The organism is Streptomyces sp. WP-1 (assembly GCF_030450125.1).
Classification (GTDB): domain Bacteria; phylum Actinomycetota; class Actinomycetes; order Streptomycetales; family Streptomycetaceae; genus Streptomyces; species Streptomyces incarnatus.
Window position 1 is genome coordinate 3,040,342 of the sequence record NZ_CP123923.1, and the last position, 14,185, is coordinate 3,054,526.

The 14,185-nt window shown below is 73.4% G+C and carries 14 protein-coding genes; 4 read left to right on the plus strand and 10 right to left on the minus strand.

What is annotated here, in order from left to right; translation table 11 throughout:
* Window positions 1-12: 12 nt before the first annotated feature.
* Window positions 13-429 (plus strand): ATP-binding protein, encoded by a 417-nt coding sequence (locus QHG49_RS12930; RefSeq protein WP_145487137.1) that lies wholly within the window; start codon window positions 13-15, stop codon window positions 427-429.
* An 86-nt stretch (window positions 430-515) separates the two neighbouring features.
* On the opposite strand, the gene QHG49_RS12935 is transcribed toward QHG49_RS12930, so the two are convergent.
* Together QHG49_RS12935 and fdxA are read right to left on the minus strand one after the other, a co-directional pair.
* On the minus strand, window positions 516-1,607 hold the full coding sequence (locus tag QHG49_RS12935; RefSeq protein WP_159704695.1) for a bifunctional succinyldiaminopimelate transaminase/glutamate-prephenate aminotransferase: 1,092 nt from the start codon (window positions 1,605-1,607) through the stop codon (window positions 516-518).
* 122 nt (window positions 1,608-1,729) lie between these two features.
* On the minus strand, window positions 1,730-2,050 hold the full coding sequence (gene fdxA, locus QHG49_RS12940) for a ferredoxin (protein ID WP_030746389.1): 321 nt from the start codon (window positions 2,048-2,050) through the stop codon (window positions 1,730-1,732).
* Between the two features lie 140 nt (window positions 2,051-2,190).
* Here fdxA and QHG49_RS12945 point away from each other — a divergent pair, with 140 nt between their 5' ends.
* Entirely contained in the window at window positions 2,191-3,210 is a 1,020-nt protein-coding gene (locus QHG49_RS12945; RefSeq protein WP_301489688.1) for a GNAT family N-acetyltransferase, read from the plus strand.
* Between the two features lie 29 nt (window positions 3,211-3,239).
* A complete protein-coding gene (locus QHG49_RS12950) occupies window positions 3,240-4,106 on the plus strand; it encodes a transglutaminase-like domain-containing protein (protein WP_145487134.1) in 867 nt (288 codons plus the stop codon).
* A 19-nt stretch (window positions 4,107-4,125) separates the two neighbouring features.
* Here the strand turns inward: QHG49_RS12950 and QHG49_RS12955 are convergent, their stop codons facing one another.
* From QHG49_RS12955 to QHG49_RS12990, 8 genes are all read right to left on the minus strand, one after another.
* A complete protein-coding gene (locus QHG49_RS12955; protein WP_085566394.1) occupies window positions 4,126-4,740 on the minus strand; it encodes a response regulator transcription factor in 615 nt (204 codons plus the stop codon).
* Window positions 4,737-5,930 carry a sensor histidine kinase gene (locus QHG49_RS12960; RefSeq protein WP_159708527.1) on the minus strand — a complete coding sequence of 398 codons (1,194 nt, stop codon included), beginning with the start codon at window positions 5,928-5,930 and terminating at the stop codon, window positions 4,737-4,739. The genes QHG49_RS12955 and QHG49_RS12960 overlap by 4 nt, the downstream gene beginning before the upstream one ends.
* A gap of 5 nt (window positions 5,931-5,935) precedes the next feature.
* A complete protein-coding gene (locus QHG49_RS12965; RefSeq protein WP_145487133.1) occupies window positions 5,936-6,673 on the minus strand; it encodes an ABC transporter permease in 738 nt (245 codons plus the stop codon).
* Complete coding sequence (locus QHG49_RS12970; protein WP_186337841.1) at window positions 6,670-7,602, minus strand: ABC transporter ATP-binding protein; 933 nt, start codon at window positions 7,600-7,602, stop codon at window positions 6,670-6,672. Before QHG49_RS12970 ends, QHG49_RS12965 begins: the two co-directional genes overlap by 4 nt.
* 228 nt (window positions 7,603-7,830) lie before the next feature.
* A complete protein-coding gene (locus QHG49_RS12975; RefSeq protein WP_301489697.1) occupies window positions 7,831-10,050 on the minus strand; it encodes a hypothetical protein in 2,220 nt (739 codons plus the stop codon).
* A 198-nt stretch (window positions 10,051-10,248) separates the two neighbouring features.
* A complete protein-coding gene (locus QHG49_RS12980) occupies window positions 10,249-10,641 on the minus strand; it encodes a DUF6113 family protein (RefSeq protein ID WP_145487274.1) in 393 nt (130 codons plus the stop codon).
* 23 nt (window positions 10,642-10,664) lie between these two features.
* Window positions 10,665-11,543, minus strand: a complete 879-nt coding sequence (gene mshB / locus QHG49_RS12985; RefSeq protein ID WP_301489699.1) for an N-acetyl-1-D-myo-inositol-2-amino-2-deoxy-alpha-D-glucopyranoside deacetylase — start codon at window positions 11,541-11,543, stop codon at window positions 10,665-10,667.
* Between the two features lie 40 nt (window positions 11,544-11,583).
* Window positions 11,584-11,778 (minus strand): hypothetical protein, encoded by a 195-nt coding sequence (locus tag QHG49_RS12990; protein WP_037659963.1) that lies wholly within the window; start codon window positions 11,776-11,778, stop codon window positions 11,584-11,586.
* A 177-nt stretch (window positions 11,779-11,955) separates the two neighbouring features.
* Here QHG49_RS12990 and QHG49_RS12995 point away from each other — a divergent pair, with 177 nt between their 5' ends.
* Complete coding sequence (locus tag QHG49_RS12995) at window positions 11,956-14,070, plus strand: prolyl oligopeptidase family serine peptidase (protein ID WP_159704683.1); 2,115 nt, start codon at window positions 11,956-11,958, stop codon at window positions 14,068-14,070.
* Window positions 14,071-14,185: the final 115 nt, after the last annotated feature.

Consider the following 14,185-nt stretch of genomic DNA (forward strand, 5'->3'; position numbering starts at 1 on the left):
GAATGGAGCATCATGTCCCTCCCCCTGACCCGCCGGATCGCCCGTGCCGCGCTGCTCGTCGCAGCGGGAGCGGCCGCCGGGGTCGGTGCGGCCGGCTCCGCCGGTGCGGCCACGAACCTGCCGGCCGCCGCGAACCTGGGCGGTCTGACCGCGCTGGACGCGGCGCACGTCGGCGACACCGTCGACGGTGCCGCGCAGCACACCACCTCGCTGGCGGGCAACGCGGGCGGCAGCGCCGTGAAGTCGGCCGTGCCGGCCGCGGGCAAGACGGCCGGCGGCGCCGTGAAGAAGGCCGCCCCGGCGGCCCAGCAGGCCGCGGGCGGCGTCGCCGGCGCCGCGGGCAGCGCCCTGGGCGACGCGGCCGCCGGTGCCACGAAGGGCGGCCTGCCGACCGCCAACCTGCCGATGCAGGGCCTGCCCCTCACCTGAGCCACGGCTGCCCGGTGAAACGGGGTCCAGGGGAACGTCCCCCTGGACCCCGTTCGGCGTTTACGAGGAGAACGGGCGAGCGGAACCTACAGTCGCGCGACCGCCGCCGCGATCCGTTCGTCCGTCGCCGTCAGTGCCACGCGGACGAAGCGGTCGCCCGCCGGGCCGTAGAAGTCGCCGGGGGCGACCAGGATGCCCAGGTCGGCGAGGTGGGCGACGGTGGTCCAGCAGGGCTCGTCGCGGGTGGCCCACAGGTAGAGGCTGGCCTCGCTGTGCTCGATGCGCAAGCCGTGGGACAGCAGGGCCGAGCGCAGCGCCTCGCGGCGGGCGGCGTAACGGGCCCGCTGCTCGTGGACGTGGGCGTCGTCGCCCAGCGCGGCCACCACCGCGGCCTGGGTCGGCGCGGAGGTCATCAGGCCGCCGTGCTTGCGGATCTCCAGGAGCGGGCCCAGGACGGCCGGGTCGCCCGCGATGAAGGCGGCGCGGTAGCCGGCCAGGTTGGAGCGCTTGGAGAGCGAGTGGACGGCCACGATGCCGTCGTGGGAGCCGCCGTTGACGTCCGGGTGCAGCACCGAGACCGGGTCGGCCTCCCAGCCCAGCTCCAGGTAGCACTCGTCGGAGACGACCAGGACGCCGTGGGCGCGGGCCCAGGCGACGATGTCGGTCAGCTCCCGCTTGCCCAGCACCTTGCCCGTCGGGTTGGACGGGGAGTTCAGCCAGAGCAGCTTCAGACCGGCCGGGTCGAGCTCGCGCGGGTCGTCGTACGTCTCGTACTCCGCGCGGGCGAGCCGCGCGCCGACCTCGTACGTCGGGTAGGCGAGGCGCGGGTACGCCACCCGGTCGCCGGGGCCGAGGCCCAGCTGGGTGGGCAGCCAGGCCACCAGTTCCTTGGAGCCGACGACCGGCAGCACATGCCGGTGGGTCACCTCGCGCGCGCCCAGGCGCCGCTCCAGCCAGCCGCAGATCGCGTCCCGCAGCGCGGGCGTGCCCCAGACCGTCGGATAGCCCGGCGAGTCGGCCGCGTCGATCAGGGCCTTCTGGACCAGCTCGGGGACCGGGTCGACCGGGGTGCCGACGGAGAGGTCGACGATGCCGTCCGGATGGGCCGCGGCCGTCTTCTTGTACGGCTCCAGCTTGTCCCAGGGGAAGGCGGGAAGCCGGTCGGAGACAACGGACACGATCAGTGGCTCACTTTCGTCTGGTGCGGCAAACGCCTCGGTCCCGTGCGGCGGTGATCGGGGCGATCGGGGCCGTACGGGACCGAGGCGGCGCGTTCGCGGGCCGCTTGGGCGCTAAACGGTCACTCGCCCTGCGGCGGCAGCGCGGCGACGAAGGGGTGGTCGCGCTCGATCAGCCCCAGCTTGCTGGCGCCGCCGGGCGAGCCCAGCTCGTCGAAGAACTCGACGTTCGCCTTGTAGTAGTCCTTCCACTCCTCCGGAGTGTCGTCCTCGTAGAAGATCGCCTCGACCGGGCAGACCGGCTCACAGGCACCACAGTCGACGCATTCGTCCGGGTGGATGTACAAGGACCGCTGGCCCTCGTAGATGCAGTCGACCGGGCACTCCTCGATGCACGCCTTGTCCTTGACGTCGACACAAGGCTGCGCGATGACGTAGGTCACGCTGTCGTTCCTCCTCGATAGGGCGCTGGCGGGCCTCTCCAGGCTCCGCCGCCTGGCGCGCGGGAGCGCGGCGTCGTCGATGCCCGCCCCTAGTATCTCCGTTCCGGAGCATGATCCGAACAGGAGGGGTGAACTGACCGGTGGAAATCTCGGCACAAGGGCGCCTGGAAGTCCGAATCACCCCCGCTGACGTGGGAAAACGCGTCTCCGTACGGCGGTTGAGCGAACCCGGTGCGGCGCGGGAGAAGTTCACCGACACGGTAGGCGTTCTCACATCTTGGGATCATGGCGTGCTCATGATCACACAGCGGGGTGGTACAAGTGTCCGGTTTCCGGAAACCTCGCTCGTGGCGGGAAAGGTCGTCCCGGCCGCCCCGGCGCGCCGCAGGGGCCCGGCGGCCGGCTACGAGGAGCTGGCGCGGGTCACCTCGCGCGGCTGGCGCCCCGTGGAGAGCGAACGGCTCGGCGCCTGGGAACTGAGGGCCGCGGGGGGATACACACGGCGGGCCAACAGCGTGCTGCCGCTGGGTGATCCCGGGCGTCCGCTCGACGCGGCCCTGGCGGCCGTACGACGCTGGTACGGCGAGCGCGGGCTGCCCGCCTACGTGCAGACCGCGACGGGCGCCGAGGGCACGCAGGAGCTGCTCTGCGCGGAGCTGGAGCGGCGCGGCTGGGTGCGGGAGGTGAGTGCCGAGGTGTGGATCGGCGCGCTGGCCCCGCTCGCGGACCGGCCCGAGGGCGCGGACGTGGTCCTCAGCCGGGAGGCGGACGAGGCATGGCTCGCGCGGTACCAGCGCAAGGGGGTGAGCGAGGTGGCCCTGCGGGTGCTCTCGGCGGGTCCCTCGGTGTGGTTCGCCACCGTGCCGGGCGCGCCGGGCGGGGACCCGGCGGCGATCGGCCGGTGTGTCGTGGACGGCCGCTGGGCCGGTTTCGCCGCCGTCGAGGTGGACCCCGGAAGGCGGCGGCAGGGCCTGGCCACCGAGGTGATGGCCGCGCTCGCCCGCCGGGCGCTGACCGAGGGCGCCTCGGCCGGCTGGCTCCAGGTGGAGAGCGACAACGAGCCCGCGAGGGCCCTGTACACCGCTCTGGGCTTCTCCCGGCACCACGCCTACCACCACTTCCGGGAGCCGCAGGAACAGCCCGCTCACGGCCCGTCGTAGACATCCTCCCGGAAGGGCGAGAACCCGCCATGTCCCACCCGTACCTGCCGCCCCCGTACCCGCCGCCGCCCGAGCGGTCCGCCGAGGTGCGGGCGCGGTTCGCCGAGGAGGCCCGGTCCGAGCGGCCGGACCTGGCGGCGCTGTGCCTGCTGATCGCCGCGGAGGCGGACGGCTCGCTGGACGAGGCCGGGATCGACACCGCGCAGGCCGGGCTGGACCGGCTCGCGGGCGAGCTGCCGTACCGGCCCGGCGGCCCGCGCGCCTGGGCCGAGGCGGTACGGCTGCTGCTCGGCGGTCGCCACGAGTTCCACGGCACACCCGGCGACTACCAGCGCCTGGAGTCCTCGCTGCTGCACGAGGTGCTGCGGCGCCGGCGCGGCCTGCCGATCCTGCTGTCGGTGGTGTGGCTCGAGGTGGCCCGGCGGGCCGGGGCCCCGGTGTACGGGGTCGCGCTGCCGGGGCACTTCGTGGTCGGGTTCGGGGCGCCCGGGGAGCAGGTGCTGGCCGATCCGTTCGAGGGCGGGCGGGTGCTCACCGCGCCGGACGCCGAGCTGCTCGTGGTGGGCGCGACCGGCACCCCGCTGGACCCCGGGATGCTGGAGCCCGCGCCGCCGCTGGAGGTCGTCCAGCGCATCCTGAACAACATCCGCGCGTGGGCCGCGGCCCGCCCCGAGCGTTCGGACGTGGCGCTGCGCGCGGTGGAGCTGTCGCTGCTGATCCCGGCCCACCCGGCGCGGCTGCGCTACGAGCGCGGGCAACTGCTGGTGCAGCGCGGCCAGTTCACGGCGGGTGCGGACGAACTGGACGCGTACGCCGAGCTGATCGAGGTCGTCGACGAACCGGCCGCCGAACGGGTGAGACACCAGGCGCGCACCGCCCGCAGCAAACTCAACTGACCTGCCGTACGAGCGGGTTCTAGAGCCAGCCCTTCTCCCGCGCGGTGCGCACCGCCTCCGCCCGGTTGCGGACGGCGAGCTTCTGGATGGCCGTGGAGAGGTAGTTGCGGACCGTGCCCTGGGACAGGTGCAGGGCCTTGGCCAGTTCGGCGTTGGTGGAGCCGTCGGCGGCGGCGCGCAGCACCTCGCGCTCGCGCTCGGTGAGCGGGTTCGCGCCCTCGGCCAGCGCGGCGGCGGCCAGCGTGGGGTCGATGACCCGCTCCCCGGCGAGCACCTTGCGTACGGCGGCGGCGAGTTGGGCGGCGGGCGCGTCCTTGACGAGGAAGGCGTCGGCGCCCGCCTCCATGGCGCTGCGCAGATAGCCGGGCCGCCCGAAGGTGGTCAGCACGACCAGCTTGACCCGGGGGAAGTCCCGGTGGACCCGCGCCGCGGCCTCGATGCCGGTGCAGCCCGGCATCTCGATGTCCAGCAGCGCCACGTCCACGTCGTGCGCCGCGACCGCGCCGAGCACCTCGTCCCCGCGCGCGACCTGCGCGACGACCTCGATGTCGTCCTCCAGGCCGAGCAGCGCGGCCAACGCCTCGCGGACCATGGACTGGTCCTCGGCCAGCAGGACCCTGATGGTGCTCGTCATGCCCCGGATCCTACGTCCCCGGTGTGCGCCACGGGCACGCGGGCGACCAGCCGGAACCCGGGCTTGACCCGGCCCGCCTCCAGCGTCCCGCCGGCCTTCTCCAGGCGTTCGGTCAGCCCGGTCAGGCCGTTGCCGAAACCGCCGTTGCCGGTGCCCGATCCGTTGTCCTCGACGACGAGTTCGAGCATCGGGCCGTCCAGCGTCTGGCGGTGCGTGAGCCGTACGGCGCACCGGTCGGCGCCGCTGTGCCGCACCACGTTGGTGACCGCCTCGCGCAGCGCCCAGGCGAGCGCCGACTCGGCCTCCTCGGGCACCTGGGCGAGGTCCGGTTCGGGCGGCAGTTCGGCGGTGACGCCCGCGGCCGTGAGGGCCACCTGGGTGCCGGCCAGCTCGACGGCGAGCCGGGGGCGCCGGTAGCCGGTGACGGCCTCCCGGACGTCCACCAGGGCCTGGCGGCTGACCTGTTCGATGTCGCTGACCTGCTGGGCCGCCTTGTCGGGGTGCTCGGGCAGCATCCGCCCGGCCAGCTCGCTCTTGAGCGTGATCAGGGAGAGCGAGTGGCCCAGCAGGTCGTGCAGGTCGCGGGCGAGGCGCAGCCGCTCCTCGTTGGCGGCGAGCTGGGCGACGGTGGCGCGGGCCTTGCGCAGCTCACGGGTGGTGCTGACCAGTTGGCTCACACCGATCATGGCGAACCCGATCAGCACGACCATCACCAGGCCCTCGTCGACCTCGTAGTCGCCCCAGCGCACCTGGACGAGGTACATCACCAGGGCGGTGCCCGGGATCGCGCAGGCCGCGACCCGCGGCGGCAGGGTCGCCCCGCAGGCCACCGAGACGTAGACGAACAGCCCGGTCCACGGCAGGCCCAGGCCGAGGCCGAGGACCGGCGCGAGGACGGCGAGGAGCCCCAGCAGCCCGGTCACGGCCCGCGGCGAGAAGGGCTGCCCCATGCTCCGCAGCACCAGCAGCAGATAGGCGGCGACGAAGGCGGTGAGGCCCACCGCTCCGGCCGCGGTGCCGGCCGTGGTGTGCCGTCCTCCGGTCAGATCGCCGATCGGGGAGCTGAGGAAGACCAGCCACACGCCGATCCACATGACCTTGATCATCAGCTCGCGCCGGTTGCGGGGGCCCTGCCCGATCCGGACCTGTGTCTCCGGCCGGTCCTCGGCCGTCCTCGGGTCGTCCGCCATGGTGCTCACGCCTTCAGCGTGTCCTTCCGGTACAGCCAGGCCGCGCCGCCCGCGAAGAGGACGAAGTACACGGCGAGGACGGCGATGTCCGTGGTGTGCGGGGCCTGGCTCTGCTCGATGGCCCGGCCCAGCGCGGCGTAGGCGTGGGTGGGCAGCCACTTGGCGATGTCCTGGAGGAACTGCGGGAACGTGGTCGTGGGCATCCACAGGCCGCCGAGGATCGACAGACCGAAGTACACGATCATGGTGATGGGGCGGACCGCGTCACCGGAGGCGAGGTAGCCGATGGCCACGCCGAGCGCGGCGAAGACCAGGCTGCCGGCCCAGATGATCCCGGTGAGCGCGAGCCACTGCCAGGCGTCCAGCCGTACGTCCTTGACCGCGGCGGCGACCAGGAAGACGACCACGATGGACGGGAGGCTGACCACGGCGGCGCTGGCGGTCTTGGCGAGGACGTAGCCGCGCCCGGGCAGCGGGGTCAGCCGCAGCTGCCGTACCCAGCCGCTCTCGCGTTCCTTGGCGATGCGCTCGCTGTTGCCCATCAGCACGGCGGTCAGGGCGCCGAAGGAGGCCATGGACACCATCATGTACGTCGCCAGGGTCAGCCCGGTGCCGTCGATCCTGGTGTCGTCGGCGTTGCCCGCGATGATCAGGAAGAGGACCGCCGGGTAGAGCACCGAGAAGAACAGGAACTTCTTGTTGCGCAGGGCGCGGGTCAGTTCGAGCTTGATGAGACTGTTCATGACTGCTTGGCCTCCTCGGCCTCCGTGATGGCGACGAACGCCTGCTCCAGGCCGAGGCCGGCGACCTCCAGATTGCGGGGGTAGACGCCGAGGCCGTACAGGGCGTGCACGGTGGCGTCGGCGTCCGAGGACTGGATGCGCACGGTCTGCCCGGACACGTCGATGCCGGTCAGGAAGGGCAGGGCGCGCAGGGCGGCCGTGTCGAAGGCGCCCTCCAGGTCGAAGGCGATGCGCCGGGCGCCCGCGCGGGCCTTGATCTCGGCGGCGGTGCCGTCGGCGAGGAGGCGGCCGCGGTGCAGCACCAGGACCCGGTCGGCGATGGCGTCGGCCTCTTCGAGGTAGTGCGTGGCGAACAGGACCGTGCGGCCCTGGTCGGCCTGCTCGCGCATGGTGGCCCAGAAGGCCTGGCGGGCGGAGACGTCCATGCCGGTGGTCGGCTCGTCCAGGATGATCAGATCGCTGTCGCCCGCGGTGGCGAGGGCGAAGCGGACGCGCTGGGCCTGGCCGCCGGAGAGCTTGTTGACCTTGCGGTCGGCGATCTGCGCGATACCGGCGCGGGCCATCACATCGGCGGCCTTGTACGGCCGCGGGTGCAGGGAGCAGGACAGCTTGACCAGCTCGGCCACCGTGACGTCGTCCATCAGGCCGCCGCTCTGGAGCATGGCGCCGACCCGCCCGGCCACGATCGCCTCGCGGGGGCTGGTGCCGAACACGGACACCGTGCCGGCGTCGGGCTGCTTGAGGCCGAGGAGCAGGTCGAGGGTGGTGGACTTGCCCGCGCCGTTCGGGCCGAGCAGGGCCACGGTCTCCCCCGGGTGCAGCCGCAGCGAGAGCCCGTCGACGGCCCGTACCGTCCCGTACGTCTTGGTCACCTGGTCGAACCCGACCACCTCGGTGGTGGAGGTGGCCGGTACCGCTGTCGTTGTCATGTCGTCCATGGTGCCGGTGCGGGCGGGTGCCCGGCAGTGTCGGGGGTCCTGGGTGCCGGATGACAGATGTCATGGGGGTCGGGGTGAGCGATCCCTGGGGGTCGCGTTCGCCGGACCGGCCCGTACGGGTGGTACGGGTGGTACGGGTGGTACGGGTGGTACCCCGAAGACCCGCGAGGGGCGCCCGGCGTGCCTGCCGGGCGCCCCTCAAGGGCCGTGTCCGCGACCTCAGTTGGGGTGTGTGCTGATCACCGCGACCCGGTTGGTCGTGCTGGTCAGCGCCTGGCGCATGGCCAGGTAGACGTCCTGGGGCGTGACCGGCGTCTTCTTGCCGTTGCCCCGGGTGATCAGGACGCCGTCGAAGGTCTGCCCGTAGAGCTCCTTGAGGGCGGGGTAGTTCGGCTTGTCGGTCAGCTTGCCGTCGACCGCGGCCACGCCGAGGAACTTCCACAGCGACTTCTGCGGGCTGAACATGACCGTCCGCCCCGTGTCGGTGCGCACGGTCACCGGCGCCGACATGGCGGGCTCGGCGAACTCCTTCATCTCGCGGTCGACCTCGGCGTCGGAGACCGCGGGCTGCCGGCCGGCGGTGGGCACGGTGATCACCGAGGAGTCGTCGGTCTCCACCGCGGCGCGGTACGCCTGTTCGATCGCCTGGGTCGAGCGGGCCGCGTCGATGGCCGTACCCGCCTTGCCGTGCACGGCCACGGCCTTGCCCGCCTCGAAGGTGATGCCGCCGTCGACCACCGCGCCCGAGCCGGAGCCGCCGCCCGCCTGCCGGAGCGCGGCCTGGAGCTTCTCCTCGTCCACCGGCATGACCGGCTCGACCACGCGATGCTGCCCGAAGAGCGTGCCGACCACGGAGACCGGGTTGTAGTCGCTCTTGGCGGCCGCGCTCGCGGTGGCCTGGAAGTCGAACTGGAGACCGGCGTTGGCCGGGGTGAGCATGACCGTACGGCCGCCCACGGAGAGCTTCAGCGGCTTGGCGACCCGGGGGCCGAAGACGTCGTCCAGCTTCTTGACGGCGTCGTCCCGGGTGCCGCCGCCGATGTCGACGCCGAGCACGGTGGTGCCCTTGGGCACATCGGTGTGGTTCATCAGCAGCCCGGCGCCGTAGACACCGCCCGCGATCACGACCAGGCCGACGCAGAGCAGGACCAGCTTGCTGCGGCCCTTCTTCTTCGGCTTGGCCGCCGCCTTGGGCGCGGCCGCGGCCGGCTCGGGCTTGGGCGTGACCGGAGCGGCCGGGCCACCGGGACCACCCGCCGGACCCCCGGGGCCGCCCGGAGCGCTCGCGCCGAACGGGCCGCCGTTGCCGCCCGGGACCACCGGGATACCGCTGGTGACGGTGTGTCCGGAGACGTTGTCCGGGGCCCGGTAGCCGGGCGTGCCCGGTTCGGGGGCCGGCTTCTGCGGGGTGAGGATCGCGGTGTCGTCGCTGAGGCCGCCACCGGGACCGAGCCCGGCGCCCGGCGCCCCGGCCGGTCCGTCGAGGTCGGCGAGAGTGCTGCGCCCGGCACCCTGCTGCCCGTAGGGACTCTCGGCGCCCGGCCGCAGCGGGCTGTCGCCGGTGACCGGACCACCGGTCGGCCCGGCGGGCCCCTGCGGACCGCCGTGACCGCCCCGGCCGCCCTGTCCGCCCGTGCCGTTCGCGCCGCCCGCGCCCGCGGTGCCGAAGGGGTCCTGGCCGCCCGGGGTGCCGTTCTCCGAGAAGTACGGCAGCTCGTCGCGGCACGGCTCGCCGCCGGCCGTGTCGGAGGAACGGGAGCCGCCCAGCGGGCCCGCGGCCAGCGCCTCGGTGACGTCGAAGGAACCGGTGCCGCCGCCGTGTCCGGGGGCCACCGGGCCGCCGGTGGCGCCGGGCAGGCCCGAGCCGTTCGTCTTGCCGGAGGTGCGGCCGGGCACGCTCATGGAGCCGACCACGCCACCGGGGCGTGCGCCGCTGCCACCGGCCGCGCCGCCCGCGCCCTGGGCACCCGGGCGGGCGCCCGGCGCACCGGCGGGGGCACCGGAGGCGCCGGAGTTCTTGGCCCCGCCCGCACCCGCGCCGCCCTTGGCGGGCGCGCCCGCCTTGCGGGGCGCGAACCAGTCGCTGGTCTTCTCCTCGGCCGGGGCCGCGGGCTCCGCGGCGGCCTCGGGGGCGGGCGCTGCCGGGGCGCTCGCCTCGGCGGCGGGCTTGTCGTCCCGGCCGGTGTCGGCGGCCTCGCCGTCCGCCACGGGCTTGCGCACGACGACCGGCGGGATGGGCCGGGACCCGGGGATGTTGATCCGGATCCGGGTCGTCAGCGTGGTCTCGGTCTTGCGTTCCTCGGACTGCGCGCCCGAACGGCCCGCGTCCGCACTCTCGTCGGAAGCCATGGGGGTCCCGTACGGCGGGGTGCCGGACGGGTATGCGGCTGTGCCGCGCCCGTTGGGCCCGGAGGACGGAGTGTCAGTTTCACGACTCAAGGCAGGTTCTCCCAGTTGGCTCCGCCGCCCGACACTGACCTCACTGCTTCGGCGGTCCCCCCAACTCGAACGGGGTCGAGAGCGCGGGGGAGGCTCGGCGGCGCGCACCACCATACTGGCCGCATCTGGCCCACATCCCCTGACCGCTGAGGAAACCCACACCCAACTCGCACGTGGGCCGCACCGGAAAGCGGTACGTCACTTCCCAAGTCGGGCGGAGCCGAGGCGCGGTTGCCTCCCGGCGCCGAGGGTGGCGCAGATCACAGCCAGCGCCATGCCGCCGAACAGGAAGAGATAGGAGCCGCCGCCCGCGCCGAAGAGGAAGTCGCCCTCGGGACGGGAGGTGGTGAGCAGGATGACGGTGACGATCCAGCCCGCGGCGGGTGCCATCGCGCCGCCCCGGGACCGGGTGGCGTAGGCACCGCCGAGGAACGCGCCGACGGCACCCGCGAGGGCGAGCAGCAGCCCGCCGGGGAACCAGGCGGCCTGCACCAGGGACCCGGCGGCCGCGACGACGGCGCCGAGCAGGAAGAGGCCGATGTGGGCGAGGGCGCGCCCGGGGGTCGGCATGCGCAGCGGCTGGGCGAGCATCGGGCCCGGGGTGCCGGTGCCGCTCACGACGCCTCCCCGGTGGCGATCCCGGCGAACAGGTCGCTCTCGCCGGGGACGGCGGTGCCGCGCGCCAACTCGTAGTATTCGGTGGTGAACAGCGGCTGGGCCAGCTCGTTCGAGAGCGCGAACCAGGGCTCGGCGACCGCGACCTGGGTGGCGTGGGCGCGCATCGCGGCGGCCTTCGCCGCGGCGTGGGCGGTGCCGTCGACGGCGGTGGTGACCCGGGCGTCGTCCACCACACCGGGTACGTCCTCCAGGGCCGCGCTCTTCTCGAAGGGCAGGGCCGGCAGCTCCTCCTGGAGCCGGGCGAAGGCGTCCTCGGCGACGGAGCGCGGGGTGCGGATCCAGTAGACCTTGTCGATGGTGTGCCCGCGCCCGGCCGCGAGGTCGGCGGCGCGCATGGCGACGCGGTGGGCCTGGATGTGGTCCGGGTGGCCGTAGCCGCCGTTGTCGTCGTAGGTGACGAGGACCTGGGGGCGGATCTCCAGGATCACCTCGACGAGGTGTGCCGCGGCCTCGTCCACATCGGCCTGCCAGAAGCAGCCGGGGTCCTCGTTGTCGGCGAGGCCCATCATCCCGGAGTCGCCGTAGCGGCCGGCGCCGCCGAGCAGCCGGGCGTCGGTGACACCCAGTTCACCGAGGGCGGCGGCCAGCTCGCCGCGCCGGTGCGCGCCGAGCGCGGCGCCGGTCAGATGCCGCAGCTCGGGCGGGATGCACTCGCCCCGCTCGCCCAGGGTGCAGGTGACCAGGGTCACGTGGGCGCCCTCGGCCACGTACTTGGCCATGGTGGCGCCGTTGTTGATCGACTCGTCGTCCGGGTGCGCGTGCACCAGCAGCAGCCGCCGGGCGGCGCGCGGGCCGGAGGTGGGCAGTTCCGTCATGCCACCACCCTACGCAGGCCCGGGACCGCCCGCCCGGCCGTCAGAACTTGATGCTGCCGATCATGCTCGCCACGTTCGTCGTCAGCTGGCTGATCGTGGGCGCGATGGTGGAGGAGGCGAGGTAGAAGCCGAGCAGCATGCAGACGACCGCGTGGCCGCCCTTCAGTCCCGACTTCTTCATCAGCAGGAAGACGATGATCGCCAGCAGCACCACCGCCGAAATCGAGAGTGCCACGGCGGCTCACCTCCAAAGATCCCAGGGACACGGCTGTTCGGAAAGATCGGTAGAGCAAGTCCATGCGGACACCGGCAGGTTCATACCCACACAGCGGTAGTGATCATAACTATCCGTGCTCGCGCATCTCTCGGCGCACGGCCGCACAAGGGGGCGCATGGCCAATATGGTCGGGGTATGACGACCGAGTCCGACTCCTTCCCCCGCAGACACGCCAGGACCCAGCGATTCACCCTCGGCGCGCCGCGCGGGTTCACCGTGGCGCCCGACGGCGCACGTGTCGCGTTCCTGCGTTCCAGCTCCGGTTCCGACCGGGCCAACGCCCTCTGGGTGCTGGACCTCCCGGACGGCACCGAGCGCCTCGCCGCCGACCCGGGCGCCCTGCTGGGCGGCGCCAGTGAGCAGCTCTCGCCCGCGGAACGGGCCCGCCGGGAGCGCAGCAGGGAGGGCGGGGCCGGCATCGTCGGCTACGCCACCGACGCCGCCGTGGAGTTGGCGTCTTTCACCTTGTCAGGGCGGCTTTTCACGGCGGGCCTGACGACCGGCGAGACCCGTGAACTCCCGGTGCCGGGCCCCGTGATCGACCCCCGCCCGGCACCCGACGGCCGGCACATCGCGTACGTCTCCGAGGGCGCCCTGCGCGTGGTGGGCGCCGACGGCGAGGGCGACCGCGCGCTCGCCGAACCGGAGACGGAGCAGGTCACCTACGGGCTCGCGGAGTTCATCGCGGCCGAGGAGATGAGCCGTACCCGCGGCTTCTGGTGGGCGCCGGGCGGCGACCGGCTGCTGGTGGCCCGTGCGGACGACACGCCGGTGACCAGGTGGTGGATCTCCGACCCGGCCCATCCCGACCGTGAGCCAAATAACGTCGCGTACCCCGCGGCGGGCACCCCTAACGCGGACGTCCGGCTGTTCGTGCTGGGTCTCGACGGGGAGCGCACGGAGGTGCTCTGGGATCGCGACCGCTACCCCTACCTCGCCCGAGTGCACTGGTCACAGGCGGGTGCGCCGCTGGTCCTCGTGCAGTCCCGGGACCAGCGCGGCCTGCTGTACCTGGCGGTGGACCCGGACACCGGGACGACCCGGATGGTGCACGCGGACGAGGACCCAATTTGGCTGGAACTTTTCGCCGGAGCGCCGTGCTGGAGCCCCTCCGGACAGCTGGTCCGGATCGCGGACGAGGGCGGCGCCCGGGTCCTCGCCGTGGGCGAACGTCCGCTGACCACAGGCCAGTTGCACATCCGTGCGGTTCTGGACGTGGGTGCGGACGACGTGCTCGTCTCCGCCTCCGCCGGGGCCGAGGCGGAGGCGCCCGAGATCGGCGAGATCCATGTGTACCGGGTGAGCGAACTGGGCGTGGAGCGCGTGTCCCGGGAACCCGGGGTGCACTCGGCGGTGCGCGCCGGGGGCGTGACGGTGCTGGTGTCCGCGGCCCTGGACAGGCCGGGCACACGTGTACAGGTGCTGGCTGACGGAAAAGCGACGGCCACTGTCCGGTCGTACGCCGAAGACCCCGGTTTGTCCCCCCGGGTCACGCTCACCGAGGGGGGCGCACGCCGAATTCCGTGCGCCGTGCTTATGCCACGGGACTACCACGGTGACACTCCCCTGCCGGTTCTGCTGGACCCCTACGGTGGCCCGCACGGTCAGCGGGTGGTCGCCGCGCACAACGCCCACCTCACCTCCCAGTGGTTCGCCGACCAGGGCTTCGCCGTGGTGGTCGCCGACGGGCGGGGCACCCCGGGCCGCTCGCCCGCCTGGGAGAAGGAGATCAAGGACGACCTCGCCGAGATCGTCCTCCAGGACCAGGTGGACGCGCTCCGGTCGCTCGCCGAGCGGTTCCCGCTGGACCTCACCCGGGTGGCGATCCGGGGCTGGTCCTTCGGCGGCTATCTGTCCGCCCTCGCGGTGCTGCGCCGCCCGGACGTCTTCCACGCGGCGGTGGTCGGCGCCCCGGTCACCGATCTGCGGCTCTACGACACCCACTACCAGGAGCGCTACCTGGGCGACCCGAACGAGCAGCCGGACGTCTACCGCCGCAACTCGCTGATCGACGACGCCGGTCTGGTCGACGCGGCCGAGCCGCACCGCCCGATGATGGTCGTCCACGGCCTGGCGGACGACAACGTGGTGGTCGCGCACTCGCTGCGGCTGTCCTCCGCGCTGCTGGCCGCGGGCCGCCCGCACGAGGTGCTGCCGCTGTCCGGGGTGACCCATATGACCCCGCAGGAGACGGTCGCGGAGAACCTGCTCAACCTCCAGCTGGACTTCCTGCGGCGGTCCCTGGGCTGAGGCGGACGGCGGCCGTCAACCGCGTTAACACGCGGGCAACTTGACGGAAGCAGCTCCGATATACGGACACGGCAGGCTGCGGTTCGTACGGTCGTGCGGGTGCCGTGAACGGGCC